The sequence below is a fragment of the Photobacterium atrarenae genome (assembly GCF_024380015.1).
GTDB classification, from domain to species: domain Bacteria; phylum Pseudomonadota; class Gammaproteobacteria; order Enterobacterales; family Vibrionaceae; genus Photobacterium; species Photobacterium atrarenae.
The window spans coordinates 370,332-390,045 of record NZ_CP101509.1; the positions used below are offsets into that span (position 1 = coordinate 370,332).

Sequence of the window (19,714 nt, forward strand, 5' to 3'; positions counted from 1 at the left end):
TAAAAACTCAAAAAATAATAAATGATCATGTCTCTAAAAAATCAGATTTATCGACACACCACAGCACAACCCAGAAAGCGAACAACCACTCAACCAACTTTATAAATAGATGTTTCATATTAATCAGAGACCATATACAAATTATCACACCCCGAAGTGTTCGATAAATCAGATTTCCTGATGGAAATGAATCAACACAAGGTTTGAGGTTCTGGGGGCTGCTGTTCCTGAGCAGCTGGTGTATCAGCCATATGGGCCAGCCTCATGTGCTGGTGCGCTTTATGAGTGTTCGCAAGGTTGAAGATATTAAAATTTCGCGACTGCGTCATTGAGATCATTTTTGGCCCCCGTTCTGAAAGGCGCTACATATTTTGATGCAATGATTTTTGGTGTATGTCCGAGCTTAGCCAACTCCCGGGCCCAGTAATGAGAAGCTCCGTAGGCTTCCAGTCCGATGCTCGCGGGTGGGATATTGGCAAACGCCGATAGGACTTTTGACCGCGTTATTGTACTTTGGATCAACAGCTTGCCTTGGTGATTCTCACCGTGGATACTGCAACTATATTTGGCTAAATCAATGCTGTAGACAGATGGTGACGGTGACCTCCGGTTTGAATGGGATCAGACTTACTCAGTGTGGCAACGCCTGATGAGGGAGAGTCCCATGTCATTCGTTATGTTTTGGTACAAATTACAGCTTATTTCAACGCTATGATGCTATATATCGCAAAAATAAGTTACAGCGTTTTTCATCATTGCTTCTCATGCTAGGTTCTTATTTTCTATAGTTTAATTGTGAGAAGTAGAATGGTAAAGTTTGATGAGCTTTGGGTTGCACATGCTACGATCAGTGGTGTAGATAATCCTTGTGTTGTAAATAATGAGCCTGCTTTTTCTAATCAATGTGCAATTCGAGTAGGTAATGCATTAGCAAAGTGTGGTTACAATACGTCTAAATTGATCGGTGCCGAACACTGTTGGCACCACGCTAAGTCAGAAGGACATATTTTACGCGCACAACAATTAGCAGATGCATTGAAAAGAAATAGACCATCAGAGTTTTCTGCTGGTAAATCTATTCCGGTTAAAGGCTTCAAGAAACACATATCTGGTCAAAAAGGGATAATTTTTTTCAAAGACTATTGGCTGCGAAACTCGGACCCAATAAACAACCCAACGGGAGATCATATCGATCTTTGGAATGGTTCGCGATTGACTGATTGGAGTTCATGGATACGAATCACTACTGGTTTGTCAATCGAAGGGGTCTGGTCAGACTTTGAAAAATCGAAGGAAATAATATTCTGGAGGTGTTTAAAGTGAGTCGATTACTCAAAATTATTGCAGGTGGATTACTTGGCGCAGTAGTTGTCATTCTTGCTGTGTACTTAATTGGTCACCTGTTTGGACCGCTATACAACTCAGAAGATGAGTCTGCTCGTAACTTTAAGATTTTCCTTGTACTTCTGGCTGGTGGAACAGGAGGGGGAGCGTTGTTAGTTCATAGGTGTACATCAAAGCACAACAAGCGACTATAACGTCAATAGCTAAATTTTAGCTTTATTTTCATTCCACTAAATAGCCCCAAAACACCAGCCTAAACAACAGCGACCAAAAAAGGCATCCCGAAGGATGCCTTGAATTCAGCCAAGTAAAGTCAGATATGGGGTCAGATCGTCAGCGGGGTCAGATCGTCAGCGGGATCAGCTCGACGCCCAACACCGTGCTAATTCCCATCACCACCAGCAGCGAGGTTTTGAACACCGCTTTGGACCACTCGACATAGTTGTCGTCAGTCACTTTGCGGAAGGTCACCCGGGTCCACATCAGGCAGACTGCCGAGGCCACCGCCAGGTATTCATAACCGCCGCCACCCAGCAGGAACAGCCCCAGCGCAACCGCACTGAAGGCCACCACGTAGGCTTGCATGTGCTTGCGTGCTTTCTCAATGCCTTCGACCACCGGCAACACCGGAATACCCGCGTCGCGGTAATCCTGCATGCGGAACATGGCGATGGCATAAGAGTGCGGCATCTGCCACAGGCAGAACAGCGCAAACAGCAGCACGGCATCCAGGCTGATGTAGTTGGTCACCGCCAGGTAACCGACCAGCGGCGGAACCGCGCCGGAAACGCTGCCGACCAAGGTGCCGTAAACCGAGGTGCGCTTGTACCACATGGTGTAGAAGAACACGTAAAACACGTAGCCCAGCAACACCACCACTGCTGAAAGCGGGTTGGCGATGCGATAAAGCACCGCGGTTCCCACCAGCAGCAGCACAACTGCATAAATGAACACATGATCGATATTCAAGCCATCCTGGACCAGGATCCGATTCCGGGTCCGGTCCATTTTGCTGTCGATATCGCGATCAAAAATGTTGTTCACCACGCAACCGGAGGCAATCACACAGGCCACACCCAGCAGGGTGAACGCCAGCAGACCAACATCCGCCGCTTCTGTTTTGGCAGCGAGGAAGAACCCCGCCGCCACAGAAATCAGGTTGCCGATGATGATGCCCGGCTTGGTAATGGAAATGTAGCTCTTAATCATGACGCCCTACATCATCATATTGACGTTGAGGTTCCACATAATCCAGATGGAACCTGCAATCACGATAAACACCACCAGCGCGGTAAACACCAGGGAGATCATGTTCCACTGGCCGTCTTCGGTGCGGATCTCCATGTGCAGGAAGTACACCAGGTGCACCAGCAACTGCACAATGGCACAACCGAACATCAGCACGTAAGTGATGGTATCCGGCAGGCTCTGCGTCGCCACGAAGTAGAACGGGATAATGGTCAGGATCAGCGAGGCGATAAAGCCTTTGACGTAGTCCTGCACCCCAGAATCAGCGTGTTGTTGGCTCATGACATGACCCCCAGCAGATAAACGATGGTGAAAACACAGATCCAGACGATATCCAGGAAGTGCCAGAACAGGCTCAGACAATGGAAACGGGTTTCCATCATCTCGTTCAGGCCCTTGGTATTGAGCTGCCAGTAGCACACCGCCAGCCAGATCAGACCGAAGGTCACGTGCAGGCCGTGGGTCCCGACCAGCGCGAAGAAGGCCGACAGGAACGCGCTGCGATCCGGGCCGTACCCTTCTTCAATCAGGTGATGGAACTCATACACTTCCATGATGATAAAGCCCAGGCCCAGTAGGAAGGTGATCCCCATCCAGCGTTTCAGACCGGCAATATCCTTGCGCTTCATGGCAATGATGCCGAAGCCGAACGTGATACTACTGAACAGCAGCATCATGGTTTCCGTGAAGACGAACGGCAGCTCGAAAATGTCTTTCCCGCTTGGGCCACCGGCCGTGCCGTTAACCAGGACTGCATAGGTTGCAAACAGGCTTGCAAACAGGATGCAGTCACTCATCAGGTAAATCCAGAAGCCAAACAGCTTGTTGCCTGCCGTGTCGTGGTGATCATGACCATGATCATGCGCAATCGCATTAGTTTGCATAGGTCACCTCCAGATCATCATCGTTATCTTCATTGCCGGACGTCACTTGCCCTTTCGCTTGTTTCAGCTTGGCTTGACGTTCCGCTTCAATCGCTTTGATTTCTTCAACGGTCACGTAGTAGTCCACGTCTTCGTTGAAGCTGTGGCGGATACAGGTCACGATCATGCCGACAAAGCCGATCGCGGCCAGCCACCAGATGTACCAGATCATCGCGAAACCAAACACCAGAGACCATGCAGAAACATACATCCCGGTTGGGGTGTTTTTCGGCATATGGATTGGCTGATAGTCCGCTTCCTGATCTTTGTTATGCTCACCACGCTCTTTCTGATACCAGAACGCATCCAGCTCGTCGCCTTTCGGCAGCACGGCAAAGTTGTAGAACGCCGGTGGAGAAGACGTTGCCCACTCCAGGGTACGGCCATCCCACGGGTCACCGCTCAGATCAGCATTCTGGTGACGGTCACGGATACTCACGAAGATCTGAATGAACTGACACAGCACACCTGCGGCAATAATCGCCGTACCACAAGCCGCAACGGCCAGCAGCGGGAAGAACTCAGGATTGATATCCTGGCTCAGACGACGGGTCATGCCCATGAAGCCCAGCGCGTACAGCGGGACGAAGGCCAGAATGAAACCGATGATCCAGCACCAGAAGGCACGCTTACCCCAGGCTTCGTTCAGGGTGAAACCGGTCATTTTCGGGAACCAGTAAGCCATACCGGCAAAACAGCCGAAGACCACACCACCGATGATGACGTTATGGAAGTGCGCAATCAGGAAGACCGAGTTATGCAGCACAAAGTCCGCACCCGGAACCGCCATCAGAACGCCGGTCATCCCGCCAATCGTGAAGGAGATCAAAAAGCCGATGGTCCACAGCATTGGCGTGGTGAACGTAATGCGGCCTTTGTACATGGTGAACAGCCAATTGAAGATCTTCACCCCGGTCGGGATCGAGATAATCATGGTGGCGATGCCAAAGAAGGCGTTCACATTCGCGCCGCCGCCCATGGTGAAGAAGTGGTGCAGCCAAACGACGAAGGCCAGCACGGTGATCACAATCGTTGCCCAAACCAGCGAGGTGTAACCGAACAGCTTCTTGCGCGCGAACGTGGCCGTCACTTCTGAGAACACACCGAAGACCGGCAGCACCAGAATGTATACTTCCGGGTGACCCCAGGCCCAAATCAGGTTGACATACATCATCATGTTGCCACCCATATCATTGGTGAAGAAGTGGGTGCCAACGTAACGGTCCAGCGTCAAGAGCGCGATAGTCACGGTCAGGATCGGGAACGAGATAATGATCAGGATATTCGAGCACAGCGATGCCCAGGTAAAGACCGGCATCTTCATCAGTGGCATCGACGGGGTACGCATGCGCAGGATGGTGGTGAAGAAGTTCACACCCGACAGCGTGGTCCCCACACCGGAGATCTGCAGCGCCCAGATCCAGTAGTCGACCCCGACGCCCGGACTGGCGTCAATCCCCGACAGCGGCGGGTACGCCAGCCAACCGGTACGACCGAACTCACCTACCGCCAGTGACATGTTGGTCAGGATCACACCGACCACAAACAGCCAGAAGCTCAGGTTGTTCAGGAACGGGAACGCCACGTCGCGCGCACCAATCTGCAGTGGCACGATGATGTTCATCAGGCCGATGATCAGCGGCATCGCCACGAAGAAGATCATAATCACGCCGTGGGCGGTGAAGATCTGATCGTAGTGATGCGGTGGCAGGTAACCAGCTTCGCCCGCAGCAGAAAACAGCTGCTGGCTTCGCATCATCACTGCATCGGCAAAACCACGCAGCAGCATAATCATCGCCACAGCGATGTACATAAAACCAATTTTCTTGTGATCGACCGAAGTAAACCACTCATTCCAGAGGTATTGCCATTTCCCAGCACGGGTGATCATCGCGACAACCGCGAGACCGACCAGCGCAATCACCCCAAGCGTCACCATAATGATGGGCTCATGATAAGGAATGGACTCTAGTGTTAGTCTTCCAAACATAATCTCATTAACCTTCGTGTTCAGCCTTGTCCATCTGAGCTTGCTCCATCGCGTGATGACCTGAATGGTTGTTGCTCGGATGGTTGTTGCTCATATGGCCATCGCCCATGTGACCTTCTTCCGACATTTGCGAGTGCATTCCGCCTTCGAACTGCATCACAACATCAGAGAACAGGGAGTGCGGTACTTTCGAGTAGAACGTCACCGGAACATCAATGCTCGGCTCCGCCAGCGCTTCATAATCACTGAAATCATGCAGCTGCTGTGGCGCGGCTTTCACCTGCTCAACCCACTGGTTGAAGCTGGCGCGATCGTCCAGAGCCACGGCCTTGAACTTCATGTGCGAAAAACCTTCGCCGCTGTAGCTGGCCGCGATGCCTTTGTACTCCCCTGCGTGGTTCGCCATCAGGTGCAGACGCGTCACCATGCCCGGCATGGCGTAGATCTGGCTGCCTAAACGGGGAATAAAGAAGGAGTTCATGATGTTGTCCGAGGTGATCTTGAAGTTCACCGGCACATCTTTCGGGAAGGCAACATAGTTCACGGTCGCAATGTTTTGCTCCGGATAGATGAACAGCCATTTCCAGTCCAGAGACACCACCTGGATTTCCACCGGCTTCACGTCACTCACCAGCGGCTTTGACGGCTCCAGCGCATGTGTTGAACGCCAGGTGATCACGCCCAGAATGGCGATAATGATGATTGGAACTGTCCAGACCACCACTTCAATCTTGGTCGAATGAGCCCATTCAGGCGCATATTCTTCCTGGGTATTATCAGAGCGGTATTTGTAAGCGAAGTAGATTGTCATCAGGATCACCGGGATCACGACAATCAGCATCAGAAGCAAAGCTGTAATGATCAGCTCTTTCTCCTGAACACCGATAATCCCCTTGGGATCCAACAGTGCAGATTCACACCCGGAGAGCATTAAAATTGCACTAAACAACCCCACCCTCGACAAGATGTTCTTATATCTTGAGGCTTCCATTTACTTTCTCGATTGTTTTGCAATATTCCCACATAAAAGTTGGCACTTTTAGGATATTGCGATTGGTTTTAATACGTGTTTTTGTTGTTGAGCTTTGTAAAAATCGTCCGTTCTGGCACCGTTCAGGAACGTGCTGCCACTGCATTTGCACCATGCAAACATTTGTGACCGGCCCGAACATCACAGTTACAAAAAGAAACAATTTGTTACAAGTGACGCATTATCCGGATAAGACCAAGCAACCTCACTAGCGCAAAATGAAAACTAACGTTTCGAAAATGGTAACGACGTGCTTCAAAAAACCATTGAAAAGCAAAGGATTTAACATTCAAACACTTGTTATCTCAGAAATGTTTCACAAAAAAGAGAGGTGTGTTACCAAGTAAAAATTGCATGATCCGTACGAACTAATTTGTCATAAAATTTACAAATAGACAGAATCATCAATAATGGGGTTGATTTTTTGGAAGTGTACACAGGGTAACCTGCGCGGGTATCAGTACGCCAATGTCCATCACAGGGACACAGCAACGCCTCATGAATCTCAAAAGATTAGAAAGAATAAGCCACTGGATGTAATTACACACTAAGTGGCAAAAAATGAAGAGTTAAAGGGCGCAGGAAGATCGAATTTAGTCGCACTATTTTGCAGGGATGGTTATTTTTACACCACTCTCACCTCCGCCATCTGTCACCCTGAATTGGACATGCGGTATCGCATGACGGACCGCGATGCCCGAGCAAGGAACAGCCCGCCAAGGCTGTTCCGAAAACAGGATGTCACAGATACTCTGACAGCATCATATCAGATGAGTTGTCGCTGTTCGTCAGGCCAGTCAAAAGCCTTCCAGAACAATCTTTCCAACGGCACGACCGGATTCCAGCTCGGCATGCGCGGCTTTCAAATTCGCGGCATTAATCACACCGAGATGCTTCCCGGCGGTGGTCCGGATATACCCCTGATCTACCAGCGCCGCGACGCGCTCAAGCAGTTGATGTTGAGCGTCCAGATCCGCCGCCTGATGCATGGCGCGGGCAAACATGAACTCGATATGCAGCGACAGACTCTTGGATTTCAGTTTCATCACGTTGAGTGCGTCCGGATCATCAATCATAGCAATTTTGCCGAACGGCACCAGCAAATCAGCGTAGCTGTCAAAATACTGCTGCGTGGCATTGAGGCTGGCGATATGCGTCACCGGACCAACCTGGTCTGCCGCGATCAGGGCGTCAATTTGCGGCTTGAGCGGCTGAGTATGATCTACCACCTGATCAGCGCCAAGGCTTTTCACCCAATCCCGGGATGCATCGCGCGAAGCCGTCGCGATCACGGTCGCACCAGTCAGGGTTTTAGCCAGCTGGATCAGGATCGAGCCTACCCCGCCTGCGGCGCCAACCACCAGAATCACGTCATCCGTTGCAGCCTCGGCCTCCGGTGAGTGCTGCGGCAGATTGAAGTGATCAAACAACAATTCCCAGGCCGTAATCGTCGTCAGCGGCAATGCCGCCGCTTCGGCATCAGAGAGACTGTTCGGTTTATGGCCGACAATCCGCTCATCCACCAGCTGATACTCGGCATTGCTGCCCGAGCGGGTCAGATCACCGGCGTAATAGACCTGATCGCCCGGTTGAAACAAGGTGGCGTCCTCCCCCGTCGCGACCACTTCACCCACGGCATCCCAGCCAATGACTTTGTATTCGCCTGCCGTTGGCGAAACGTTCTGGCGGATCTTGTAATCCACCGGATTCACCGCCACGGCCTTTACCTTCACCAGTAGATCCCGGCCGCTGGCAATCGGCTGAGGGAGCTCAATATCAACCAGGGCATCGTTGTCGGTGATCGGGCGTGCTTTCGTGTATCCAATTGCTTTCATGACATTTTCTCCAGTGGGTGCCGCCCCTCGGGGACGTTGAACTGGTAGCCAGTGTGACTTTTTATTACACTGCGATAAACAGCCTAATCCATGAAACATTATCAATAATTTTTTGAAAATATGATGATTGAAGATCTGAAAGTCGTGCTCAAAGTGGCCGAGTTTCGCAGCATTACCGCCGCAGCAAACAGCTTAGGCATGCGCACCGCAACCGCCAGTGCCGCAGTGAAACGCGTCGAGCAGTCCCTCGGGGGAGAGCTGTTTGTGCGGACCACGCGACAGCTCAGATTATCGACTGCCGGGGAAAAGTATCTCCCACAATGTGAGCAGGCATTGCAGATGCTGGAGCAGGCACGGCAAAACATCCGTGCCGATCAGGGGACGATCGAAGGCGAACTGCGCATTGCCGTATCGTCGGACCTGGGCCGCAACTGTCTGCTCCCCTGGGTTGATGAGTTTATGACGGAGCACCCGGGGCTGAGCCTGCGGGTGAATATCAGCGACAGCAATATTGATTTCTACCGCGATTCCGTGGATATGGCATTGCGATACGGCTCGCCGAGCGATGCCGGTCTGTATGGCTTTCAGATCTGCCATGTCCCGACCTTGCTTTGTGCCACCCCGGCTTATCTGGCGCAACGGGGTCAACCGAAGCATCCCCAGGATCTGGTGTCGCATAACGGCCTGTTCTATCAACTACAGGATATTCCCCACGATACCTGGACATTTACCCGCGACGATCAGCAATTCAAAATCAAAATGAGCGGCGATCGAGTGTCGAATGACGGCGATTTGGTTCGGCGCTGGTGTGTGGCGGGGAAAGGCATTGCCGTAAAATCCTGCCTCGATATGGCGGATGATTTGCTGTCCGGGCGTGTAGTCAACGTCATGCCGCAATTCCGGCCGCGAGTCACCGAACTGTGGTTGATCTGCCCGAGTCGGCAGTCGATCACCCCGGCGATGCGGTTACTCAGGGATCACTTGCAGCGCAAATGTGCCGAGCGCCTCAACGCCCTGGTCGAACAAAAGATCCTGCCAAAGCATGCTTTGGATTGAATATCTGATGCGGACCGTATGCTCGTTCAGAACATTTCGCTGAGTATGTCAAATATGCCACAAGAAACCTTAGTCAAACGAACAGACTTCCGCCGCCTTCTGTACACTTTTGTCCATAGTTATCATCGGCAGCATTACCCTGCACGGCAACCATTCGGCACCTGACATTCCGGCATCGCCAAACAAGGCGTAATTTTATCTTCAAAGCCAATATCAAATAACATGCCTTGCGAGACTTCACCGGCCATCTTCCTCTCCGGCAGATTCACCACAAATAACGCTTGCTTGCCTTCAATCTCCTGTGGGTTCTCACGCTCTTGTTTTATCCCGGCCAGGATCGACCGGGTATGATCGCCAAAATCAACCATCAGCTTCATCAACTTATCGGATCGTTCAACCGCCGAGACGGAAGTAATGGTGCCAACACGAATATCCAGTTTTGCAAAATCATCGAAAGTGATGAGTTCTTTGATTGGCGCTGGGTTCATCTGTTTTCCTTATTTTTCAAATGGCACGAATCAAGGGGCACGCAGCTTCTCCACCTGTATTGTCCGTCAACCATAATCGCAAAGCACTTCTATTTCAGTTCATTCGATCACCAATCCGACAATTCAGTCTTTCAAAAACTCAGACTAACTCAGCCGGAAACCACCACCGCATACCCTTCACCGTCAGGGACAAAATCAACATAGTTGCGAATGGCCGGCAGGCTGTCTTCCGGATGGTGGGACACATACAACAGCTGGCTGAGCTGCTCTTCGGCGATCATATTGAGGACCTGGTAGACCAGCTTGCGGTTGACGAAATCCAGCCCCTGGTAGGGTTCATCGAGGATCAGCAACGCAGGCTGTTTAATGAGTGCCCGGCCGATCAGCAATAGCCGCTGCTGGCCGTAACCCAGGGCGCGAAAAGGGGTGCGCTCTTCATCCGCCATTGCCAGAATCGCCAGCCACTCACGGGCTTGCTGCACCTGAGTTTTCGACGGCTGATCGTACAGGCCGATGGAGTCATAAAAGCCGGACAACAGCACCTCCAGCGCACTGCAACTGACGCGATACTGCATATGCAGTGAGGATGACACCACCCCGATCCGGCGCTTGATATCCCAGATGCTCTCACCGCTGCCGCGTCGATAGCCCAGCACCGTCATGTCATTGGCATAACATTGTGGATGATCGCCTAAAATCAGCGCCAACAGGGTACTTTTGCCACAGCCATTCGGTCCGCGGATCTGCCAGTGCTGACCCGGCAAAATCTGCCAGTTCACCTGGTCGAAGATCAGCCGGTCAAAATACTCTACTTTGCCGTCACGAATTGCCACCAGCGGCGCATGCCCCTGTTGTGGCTGCTCTTGGGACAGAGCGTGCGTCAGTTGAGTCTGATAGGCCTGTTGAAATAGTTGCTGGCGCTCGCGGATCAGTGCCATCACCGCGTCACTGCGCTCAGCCGACAAAGCTTCCAGCTGACGCAGCACCGGATGCGAGGTGAATTCAGCGACCGTCATCCCCGGGCTTAATGTCATGACGTTGGCATTTCCCGCCCGCTCTGTGGCGGACGTTTCACTGAACATCGCGATATGCGTGATGCAATCGGGAATATGGGATTCTCGCGCGGTGATCAAAACCAGCGTCATCTGCTCGGAGAGATTGCTCAGTAAGGCGGAGAGTTTTTCCTGGTGGACCACATCCAGCCCGACATAAGGATCATCGAGCACCAGCAACTGAGGATCGACAGCCAGCGCACGGGCCAGCATCAGACGTCGGGTCTCCCCTGTCGACAGCTGGCGAAAACCGCTGTTGCGCAGGTGCTCCAAGTCCAGCATCTCCAGCAGTTGCTCGACCTGATCGCTGTCCCGGCAACACTCACCAATCAGGTATTCGACCGAATGACCATAATCAATCTGGTCGATGTAATCCGTTTCGTCCTGCTCCAGCTCCGCGTCCAGCAACGCCTGCTGCTGCGCCAGAGAAACCACCCCGACCCGCTCCGGCAATCCGGTGATGTCGCCGCCGTCAGGCATTCGCTCTCCGCTCAGGAGCTGGCCCAATAGCGACCCGTAATGCTGATAAGCAGAAAAAATCATCCAGTGCTGACCGGGTTCAATCTCCCACAGGTCAACTTGCAGGCTCCCGTGCGAAAGCGCCAGTTGCACATCTTGCATGGCAATGGTCATGTTTCATTTCCTTATGAAAAAACGGTTTGGTACCCAATACATACCAAACCGTCACCTTAACTGTAAAACCGAGACTGTAAATCAGGCCTTAATTCTGCAACCAGATGGTCTTGGTCTGCAGATACTGATCGAAGGCTTCCAACCCGTTGTCCCGGCCACCAAACCCGGACTGCTTATAGCCGCCGAACGGTGTGGTGATATCCCCTTCGCTGAAGCAGTTGACCGAAACCGTCCCGGCTTTCAGCTGACGCGACACCCGGTGTGCCCGGCGGATGTCGGACGTATACAGGGATGCGGCCAGGCCGTAGTTGCCCGCGTTCGCCAGACGGATCGCTTCCGCTTCGCTGTCAAAGGTGGTGACCGCCAGAATAGGCCCGAACACCTCTTCGCGGAACAGCGCCATCTCCGGCGTCACGTTGTCGAAAATGGTCGGTTCGACAAACAGTCCGGCGCCGAGATCCGGTGTCCCGCCACCGTGAACCAGCGTCGCGCCATCTGCCTGAGTGCGCTCAAGGTAACTGCGGACCTTATCAAAATGCGCCGGCTCAATCATCGGCCCGATGCTGACCTGTGGGTCCTGCGGATCCCCCAGTTGCCACTGGCTGAGACCGGCTTTGAGTTTCTCCAGCAGCGCATCTTTGATGCTGGTGTGAACCAGCAGGCGCGAGCCGCAGCTGCAGTTCTCACTCATGTTCCAGAACGCAGCGTTCAGCACGTCATCGACAATCTCATCCAGGCTGTAAACATCGTCAAAAATCACCTGCGGGCTTTTACCGCCGCACTCCAGCACGATCTCCTTGAGGTTACTCTGCGCCGAGTATTGCAGAAACAGTCGGCCGACTTCGGTGCTGCCGGTGAACGATACCACATCAACATCCGGGTGCAGTCCCAGCGGCTGACCGACCGCTTCACCCAGCCCGGTCACCAGGGTCAGCGCCCCTTGCGGCACCCCGGCCTCGTGCGCCAGTTGCACCATACGATAGGCACTCAGGCTGGTCTGCTCGGCAGGTTTCACCACCACCGAGTTACCCGCCGCCAGCGCCGGGGCGACTTTCCAGGCGAACATCTGGGCCGGGAAATTCCAGGGCAGTACCGCACCGACGACGCCAATCGGCTCTTTGACAATCAGTCCCAGGGTATCGGTATTGGTCGGCGCAATGCGGCCGAACACTTTATCGATCGCTTCGGTGTACCAGGTAAAGGTATGGATGGTTTCCGGAATGTCGGTATTCAGACATTCGGTGATCGGTTTGCCGGCATCGACACAATCCAGCGCCGCCAGCTCTTCCGCGTGTTCGCTCATCAGTGCCACCCAGCGCTGTAAAATCGCTTTGCGATCGCCCAGCGGCATCGCTGACCACTCGCCGGATTCAAAACTGCTCCGGGCCGCCGTCACCGCGGCGTTTACTTGCGCCTCGCCTGCTGCTTGGATCCGGCCAATCACCTGACCGTCATACGGGCTGTACGTCTCCAGCGTGCCGATCTCCGCCAGCGCGGCCTCGGACAAGCCGGGGATCAAACATCCGGCAAACAACTCACCCTGCCTGGCAGCCTGAAAAACCTGCTCTTTCGCTTTTGTAAACGTTAACGTCATGATGATCTCCTATTGCAGTGCCGCATCCAGCAGTTGAAGGAAAGCGTCCTGATCGGTTTTGCAGATCGGTTGCAATGGCGCGCGGATTGGGCCCACGTCCTGGCCGCGATGGATCAGCGCCAGCTTGGCCTTCTGGTTATAGTCCGCCGACTCCTGGTTCTGGATCACCGGCAGCAGCTTGGTCATGATGGCGCGCAAGGCGTTGTAATCACCGATGCGGGCTGACTCCAGCATCTGGACATGGGCTTCCGGCAGATAGTTCGCCGCCCCGCCGATCCAGGCGCGAACGCCCCAGAACAGGTAATCAGCGCCCTGATCGTCCGAGCCGCACACCACGGCGAAATCATCCAGGTTCGCATTGATCAGTGACAGCGCTCGGGTGAAATCGCCGCTGCTCTCTTTGATCCCGACAATGTTCGGATCGCGGCTCAGCTCAATCACGCTGTCCACTTCAATTTCCACCCCGGAGCGGGCCGGGAAGTTGTACATGATGATCGGCAAGCCGACCTCACGGCTGACAGTTTGATAATGGGTGATAATTTCGCTTTGCTGCGGCAGGCAGTAAATCGGCGGTGCCAGCATCAGGCCCTGATAGCCCAGCGCTTTGGCCTGCTGCGCTTTGTTGATCGAGCCCTGAGTGTGGGTATCGTTCACCCCGGCAATCAGCTGCGCGCGATCCCCGACATGCTCGGCGATAAACGTCAGGACCTGCGTCCGCTCTTCATCACTGAAGGCATAATACTCCCCGGTGGTGCCGCAGGCGACAATACCCGCCACACCGGCTTCAATTTGCCAGTCCAGCAGCTTGCCCAGGGCTTCAAAATTGACTTGGTTGTCATCCGTAAACGGGGTAACGACAGGAACAAAAATACCGTCGAGTTTCATAAAGCTCTCCTTGAAATGCGGGCCGGACGTCTGACCGGCCCTGATGTAATGTACGCAGTAAAGTTAAAGGTTCTGATGGCCGCCGACTTACGAGGACGCTTCGGCTTTCGTCAGTGAAGTTGATTCGTCCGCTACTGACTCTGTCCGCCAAATCGCAATGTTGGCGTAGCCGTAGAAGAGTGAAATCGCGAGCACCAGGAAGTGGTACCAGAGGAACGGCAGGTAACCGAGGGTCGACACGCCCAGGGTCGTTGCCATAAAGACGCCGCCGTCAGACCAGGGCACCATGGGTGTGGTGACTGTGCCGCCGGCTTCAGTGTTGCGGGACAGCACCCGGCGATCGATGCCCTGCTGGTCGTAGTTTTTCTCCGTAATCGTGCTGGCAGTGATCAGCGAGACATACGCCGCGCCGCCGAAGAAGTTGCCGAAGAAACCACCAAACAGGGTCGACAGCGTCAGGCGACCGGCATTGTTGGCCCAGGTCAGGAAACGGTTACAAATCACCTGCAAGATCCCGATTTGCTCCATCAGACCACCGAGGCCGAGGGCGAACAGGATCAGGGCAATCACTTCCAGCATCGACAGAATGCCGCCGCGGTTGAGCAGGGTGTTGAGGAAGTCGACCTCAGATGACATCGCGTTACCGACATACACGGTGCGCACCGCATCCAGGGTCGGCATGCCCTGCGCGACCACGGCACAGATAATGCCGAGCACAGCTCCGAGGGTGATCACCGGAATCGACGGCATCCGGCGTGACAGCAGCAGAATCACAACCACCGCAGGCAGCAGCAGCCAGGGGGAAATCGTAAAGTGTTGCTCCAGCGCCATCATCGCCGCATCCGCGCGGCTGGTATCAACGCTGCCGTCGACATAGAAAAAGCCCACCAGCAGGAACATCGTGAAGGCAATCACGCAGGCCGGTCCGCTGACATACATCATGGATTTGATGTGATCGATCAGATCCACCTTACACAGCGACGCCGTCATCACCGTGGTATCCGACAGTGGCGACATCTTATCGCCGACATAAGCACCACTGATCACCGCACCGGCCACCAGCGGCAGCGGGATCCCAAAGCTGTGACCGATCCCGATCATCGCGATCCCGGCCGTCCCTGCCGTACCGAACGAGGTACCGGTCGACAGCGAGGTCATGGCACAGATCACGAACGCTGCGGCCAGAAAGATATTCGGGCTCATCACGTTCAGGCCATAGTAAATGATACTGGGGACAATCCCGCCGGCGATCCACGAGCCAATCAGGGCACCGACGGTGATCAGGATCAGCACCGCTTCCATCCCGTTATGGATCCCCTTGATCAACCCGGTCTGCATTGCATGATAGGTTTGCCCGAGCCGTAACCCGAGACCCATCACCAGGAACCAGGAGGCAAACAACGCCAGCTGGATCGGCAGCGACAGGACATTGATAAACAAAAACATAATGGCAATAAAGCCCGCCATCAGGCCGACCACTTCCATGCTGGTCGGTAACCGGACAGCACTCGAATTCGTGCTCATAACTCTCTTCCTTTTGTTGATGAATACGTCATTGGTTTGCTCTGTTATTTTTTAGCGTGACATCTGTCCTGCACCCGGTGCCCCTGCTCTCTCCGATTGCACAATCGGAGCCTCGCAAGGGATCCGGCAGCAACGACATGAATTAGTGAAAACGGCTCAGCCGGTACGCACTGAGATCCAGTCCCGGTGTCTGCCGCCGGGCCAGTTCGGTGATCAGCTGCGCGGTGATCGCCGCTTGGGTGAGGCCGAGGTGATGATGACCCAGCGCCAGCATGACCCGCAGATCCGGCCCGACCGCATCAATAATGGGCAGCGAGTCCGGCAACGAAGGTCGGCAGCCCATCCAGGGGGTCGCTCCGGCAAGATCCAGCGGATGTTCAAACAGGGCATCGCCCAGATCGGCCAGCCGGTGGGCGCGCGCCATGTTGGCCGGGCGATCCAGCCCGGCAAATTCCACGGTCCCGGCCAGGCGAAGACCGCCTTGCATCGGCGTCATGATGAAACGCCGCTCGGCCGAGGAAACTGCTACCGGGATACGATCGGCTTCTTTGGGCAACATCAGGTGATAACCGCGCTCGGTATCCAGCGGGATGTTGACGTCAGTGAGCTGATAGACCAGTGACTGACTGAACGCACCGGCGGCCACCAGCACCCGCGATGCCCGCACCGGACCTTGGGTGGTGGTCAGCTCCACACCCTGATCAGTGACAAATCCGCCGGTCACTTCCTGCTGGTGATAGGTCATCCCAAGCTCCTGCGCGGCTGTCATCAGCCGGGCCACCAGACGATGCGGGTCAACCACATGGCTGGTTTCGGGGAAATCCAGCGCGCCAATCACCCCTCCAGAAAGGCCGGGTACCTGCTGGTGCAACGCCTTCTTCGCCAGCGGGTTCACCGCGACCCCATTGGCTGCCAGGGTTTTGGCAAACTGGTGCAGCGCCTCGCCGGTTTTCGCCTGTTCGAATACCAGCAATGAGCCCTGATGCCGCATTAAATTCTCGCCTTCCATGTCCGCCAGCAGCTGTTTCCAGGCGGCCAGACTGGCCTGGTTGAGCTGGATCAGCCCTGCCCGGCTACGCTGCTGCGCCTCGGCGCGCATATTGGCGACCAGCTTGAGCATCCAGGGCATCAGGCGGGGAAAGTAGCGCCAGTCGATCCGCAGCGGGCCCAGCGGATCCAATAACATGCTCGGGATCTGGGTCAGCATCTGCGGGTTGGCCAAAGGCATAATTTGCTCGGTGGCAATATGGCCCGCATTGCCGAACGAAGCCCCCTGCCCCGGCGCTTCCTTATCGAGCAGCACCACCCGGAATCCGGCTTGTTGCAGCCGGTATGCACAGGCGCAGCCGATAATGCCGGCGCCGATAATCGCAATGTCGTGACCCATCTTTTCCATTTGTGATCTCATCCCATGAATTTCGCGAGCATGTATATTGTATACAATATACACTAGGGGGGTGTTGTTCATTCAGCCAGCGCTTTTCGATGGTTTTGTGATCAGGATCGAGCCAAGGCGCAGATCAAACGAACACAACAGCAAAGCAAAACTTCAATGATTCAAGGAGATAGAAACGATGCGTGAAGGAACTTTTTTTTGTATTGATGCGCACACCTGCGGCAATCCGGTACGACTGGTCGCCGGCGGTTACCCCAGCCTGAAAGGCAATACCATGAGTGAGAAGCGTCAGGACTTCCTGGAGCACCATGACTGGATCCGTCGTGCCCTGATGTTTGAACCGCGCGGCCATTCCATGATGTCCGGCTCGATCATCTATCCGCCGTGCAGTGACAACGCCGATGCATCGATTCTGTTTATTGAAACCAGCGGCTGCCTGCCGATGTGCGGTCACGGCACCATCGGAACCGTCACCAGCGCCATTGAACACGGGGTCCTGCAACCGAAAACACCCGGACGCCTGATCCTCGATGTTCCGGCCGGGCAGATTCGGATCGACTATCAGCAAAACGGCAATAAAGTCGAAAAAGTGCGGATTTATAACGTCGCCAGCTACCTCGCCCACCGCGACGTGGTGATTGACGTCGAAGGACTGGGTGAGCTGACCGTCGATGTGTCATACGGCGGTAACTACTACACCATCATCGAACCACAGAAGAACTTCCCGGGTCTGGAGCACTTCAGTGCCGACCAGGTGCTGCACTATTCGCCGAAAGTACGGGAAGCCATTAATCAGGTGGTCGACTGTGTTCACCCGGACGATCCGACCGTGAGCGGTGCCAGCCATGTGCTCTGGACCGGCACCCCGACTCAGCCGGGTGCCCATGCGCGCAATGCGGTGTTCTACGGCGATCGCGCTATCGACCGCTCACCGTGCGGCACCGGGACCAGCGCCCGCATGGCCCAATGGGTGGCCCGCGGCCGCTTAGGCGTTGGCGAGGATTTCGTCCATGAAAGTATCATCGGCAGCCTGTTTGAGGGCCGAGTTGAATCCATGACCAAAGTGGGGGATTATGATGCCATCATGCCGAGTGTTCAGGGCTGGGCACGCGTCACCGGCCACAATACCATCTGGGTCGACAGCGAAGATCCCTATGCGTATGGCTTTGAAGTAAAGTAAAATAAATCCGGCCGCCGTTAGGCGGCCGAACCAAGAAGAAAGTTAAAAGGAGTTACCTTGCAGCCCAAAACACGTACCCAATATGTTGCCGATGCGATCCGTGACAAAATCCTCCGGGGTGAAATCAAAGGCGGCGATCCGCTGCGTCAGGATGCACTGGCAAAAGAATTTGATGTAAGCCGAATCCCAGTACGTGAGGCCCTGCTGACCCTGGAGTCAGAAGGACTCCTCGAGTTCCACGCCCATAAAGGCGCGTTTGCCACTGAGCTTTCGACCGATAAGATCCGCGAGCTGTTTGAGCTTCGGGTACTGCTGGAGTGCCACATGCTGGCCCACGCCATCCCCCTGATGTCAGACGCCGACTTAGATGCCGCCGAAGCCATGTTGCAGGAGTACGAAGAGATCTTAAATACCGGCAGCCGAGTCGATCACTGGAGCAATTACAACTTCGCGTTTCACAAAGCCCTGTATACCCCGGCCAACCGTCCGGAAACCATGCAGTTGATCACCCAGCTCAATACCCAGTCGGATCGCTATATCCGCATCCAACTGCTCCATACCGCCGGCGTCGCCAAAGCAGAAGCCGAACACCGGGAGCTGCTAGTGCTGTGCCGGGAGCGCAACACCGAAGCGGCCTGCGATCTGCTCAAACGCCACATTGAAGTCTCCGCCGAGGATATCATCGGCCTGCTGGATCAGCAGAAACAAAACAGCCAAGAGAACTAATTCCAACCTTTTCTGCTAAAAAAAACCACACATCAATGCCTTAAAAACAAAACCCAGCGGGCTGCTTTTTAAGGCATTCAGTACAAAACGAGCCCTATCCACCACAAACACCCGATGACGGTTGAATATATTTTCACCACAGTACTGAGGATAAGCTATCTTATTAACATATAGGTTAACAACTAATTTCATAATCTCGACCATGGAAGGACAAGCATATGTCTGGGGCTATCAAACAACTTATTCTTCTATCAAACCACAGAACACATGTGCGTGCCCTCGGACTCTGTGTTCCACCCAAATTAAAAGTTGGTTTGACCGTTCTTGATGTCAACACATTCGCATCTGAACTGAACAATGAAAAAAATATGTTAGTTCTGATTGACCTGACGAACCTGGATGCAGAGACCAAGCGATTACTGCAAGATAAGCTCAAATCCGGAACGGCTTCCCTAGCCTTACTCAGCACAACAGATCATCTTGTTATCGATGAAATAGTCAAGTGGCCAAATGTCTGTGGATACTTCAATCTTGATGACGAGTTCGACATCATTTGTAAAGGCATTCAAGCAGTGATGGCTGGAGATACTTGCTTTTCATCCCATGTTGCCTCTCAACTCGACGATTATTACCGTAAACATCAGCCAAAGCGCGCGCAGTTTGATCCTGAATCTCGATCACCATACCTCAAAAATATCAGCCACTGCTGAGTCGCGTACGAGGTGCTTGCACTCACGATACAACTCGACAAAACCCTAGCAAGTGCAGGTGATCAATTTCATACTTTTTTCATACTTCGATACTGAGAGC

General features: G+C 53.9%; 17 protein-coding genes. 5 read left to right on the top strand and 12 right to left on the bottom strand.

The window, feature by feature from the left end; all coding sequences use genetic code 11:
- The first annotated feature begins 807 nt into the window (after positions 1-807).
- A complete protein-coding gene (locus NNL38_RS17860) occupies positions 808-1,323 on the top strand; it encodes a type VI secretion system amidase effector protein Tae4 (protein ID WP_255391795.1) in 516 nt (171 codons plus the stop codon).
- 363 nt (positions 1,324-1,686) lie between these two features.
- Here NNL38_RS17860 and cyoE read toward each other — a convergent pair whose 3' ends face one another.
- The 6 genes from cyoE to NNL38_RS17890 all read right to left on the bottom strand — a co-directional run bounded on the left by cyoE (position 1,687) and on the right by NNL38_RS17890 (position 8,370).
- A complete protein-coding gene (gene cyoE / locus NNL38_RS17865; protein WP_255391796.1) occupies positions 1,687-2,553 on the bottom strand; it encodes a heme o synthase in 867 nt (288 codons plus the stop codon).
- 6 nt (positions 2,554-2,559) lie between these two features.
- The gene (gene cyoD / locus NNL38_RS17870) at positions 2,560-2,874 is read right to left on the bottom strand and encodes a cytochrome o ubiquinol oxidase subunit IV (RefSeq protein ID WP_255391797.1); all 315 of its coding nucleotides are present in this window, start codon (positions 2,872-2,874) and stop codon (positions 2,560-2,562) included.
- Complete coding sequence (gene cyoC, locus NNL38_RS17875; protein WP_255391798.1) at positions 2,871-3,476, bottom strand: cytochrome o ubiquinol oxidase subunit III; 606 nt, start codon at positions 3,474-3,476, stop codon at positions 2,871-2,873. The genes cyoD and cyoC overlap by 4 nt, the downstream gene beginning before the upstream one ends.
- A complete protein-coding gene (cyoB, locus tag NNL38_RS17880) occupies positions 3,466-5,505 on the bottom strand; it encodes a cytochrome o ubiquinol oxidase subunit I (protein WP_255391799.1) in 2,040 nt (679 codons plus the stop codon). Before cyoB ends, cyoC begins: the two co-directional genes overlap by 11 nt.
- 7 nt (positions 5,506-5,512) lie before the next feature.
- On the bottom strand, positions 5,513-6,496 hold the full coding sequence (gene cyoA / locus NNL38_RS17885) for a ubiquinol oxidase subunit II (RefSeq protein ID WP_255391800.1): 984 nt from the start codon (positions 6,494-6,496) through the stop codon (positions 5,513-5,515).
- Positions 6,497-7,332: 836 nt separating this feature from the next.
- Positions 7,333-8,370, bottom strand: coding sequence for a zinc-binding alcohol dehydrogenase family protein (locus tag NNL38_RS17890; RefSeq protein ID WP_255391801.1), 1,038 nt, complete (start codon positions 8,368-8,370; stop codon positions 7,333-7,335).
- 120 nt (positions 8,371-8,490) lie between these two features.
- Here NNL38_RS17890 and NNL38_RS17895 point away from each other — a divergent pair, with 120 nt between their 5' ends.
- Positions 8,491-9,426, top strand: a complete 936-nt coding sequence (locus tag NNL38_RS17895; RefSeq protein WP_255391802.1) for a LysR family transcriptional regulator — start codon at positions 8,491-8,493, stop codon at positions 9,424-9,426.
- A 134-nt stretch (positions 9,427-9,560) separates the two neighbouring features.
- On the opposite strand, the gene NNL38_RS17900 is transcribed toward NNL38_RS17895, so the two are convergent.
- The 6 genes from NNL38_RS17900 to NNL38_RS17925 all read right to left on the bottom strand — a co-directional run bounded on the left by NNL38_RS17900 (position 9,561) and on the right by NNL38_RS17925 (position 16,998).
- The gene (locus NNL38_RS17900; protein WP_255391803.1) at positions 9,561-9,914 is read right to left on the bottom strand and encodes a tRNA-binding protein; all 354 of its coding nucleotides are present in this window, start codon (positions 9,912-9,914) and stop codon (positions 9,561-9,563) included.
- Positions 9,915-10,063: 149 nt separating this feature from the next.
- Positions 10,064-11,599 carry an ATP-binding cassette domain-containing protein gene (locus tag NNL38_RS17905; RefSeq protein ID WP_255391804.1) on the bottom strand — a complete coding sequence of 512 codons (1,536 nt, stop codon included), beginning with the start codon at positions 11,597-11,599 and terminating at the stop codon, positions 10,064-10,066.
- A gap of 88 nt (positions 11,600-11,687) precedes the next feature.
- On the bottom strand, positions 11,688-13,193 hold the full coding sequence (locus NNL38_RS17910) for an aldehyde dehydrogenase (protein WP_255391805.1): 1,506 nt from the start codon (positions 13,191-13,193) through the stop codon (positions 11,688-11,690).
- 9 nt (positions 13,194-13,202) lie between these two features.
- On the bottom strand, positions 13,203-14,078 hold the full coding sequence (gene dapA, locus NNL38_RS17915; protein ID WP_255391806.1) for a 4-hydroxy-tetrahydrodipicolinate synthase: 876 nt from the start codon (positions 14,076-14,078) through the stop codon (positions 13,203-13,205).
- A gap of 87 nt (positions 14,079-14,165) precedes the next feature.
- On the bottom strand, positions 14,166-15,602 hold the full coding sequence (nhaC, locus tag NNL38_RS17920; RefSeq protein ID WP_255391807.1) for a Na+/H+ antiporter NhaC: 1,437 nt from the start codon (positions 15,600-15,602) through the stop codon (positions 14,166-14,168).
- Between the two features lie 142 nt (positions 15,603-15,744).
- Positions 15,745-16,998 carry an NAD(P)/FAD-dependent oxidoreductase gene (locus NNL38_RS17925; protein WP_255391808.1) on the bottom strand — a complete coding sequence of 418 codons (1,254 nt, stop codon included), beginning with the start codon at positions 16,996-16,998 and terminating at the stop codon, positions 15,745-15,747.
- Between the two features lie 178 nt (positions 16,999-17,176).
- Here NNL38_RS17925 and NNL38_RS17930 point away from each other — a divergent pair, with 178 nt between their 5' ends.
- From NNL38_RS17930 to NNL38_RS17940, 3 genes are all read left to right on the top strand, one after another.
- On the top strand, positions 17,177-18,178 hold the full coding sequence (locus tag NNL38_RS17930; RefSeq protein ID WP_255391809.1) for a 4-hydroxyproline epimerase: 1,002 nt from the start codon (positions 17,177-17,179) through the stop codon (positions 18,176-18,178).
- A 57-nt stretch (positions 18,179-18,235) separates the two neighbouring features.
- The gene (locus NNL38_RS17935; RefSeq protein WP_255391810.1) at positions 18,236-18,904 is read left to right on the top strand and encodes a GntR family transcriptional regulator; all 669 of its coding nucleotides are present in this window, start codon (positions 18,236-18,238) and stop codon (positions 18,902-18,904) included.
- A gap of 218 nt (positions 18,905-19,122) precedes the next feature.
- A complete protein-coding gene (locus NNL38_RS17940) occupies positions 19,123-19,614 on the top strand; it encodes a hypothetical protein (RefSeq protein WP_255391811.1) in 492 nt (163 codons plus the stop codon).
- Positions 19,615-19,714: the final 100 nt, after the last annotated feature.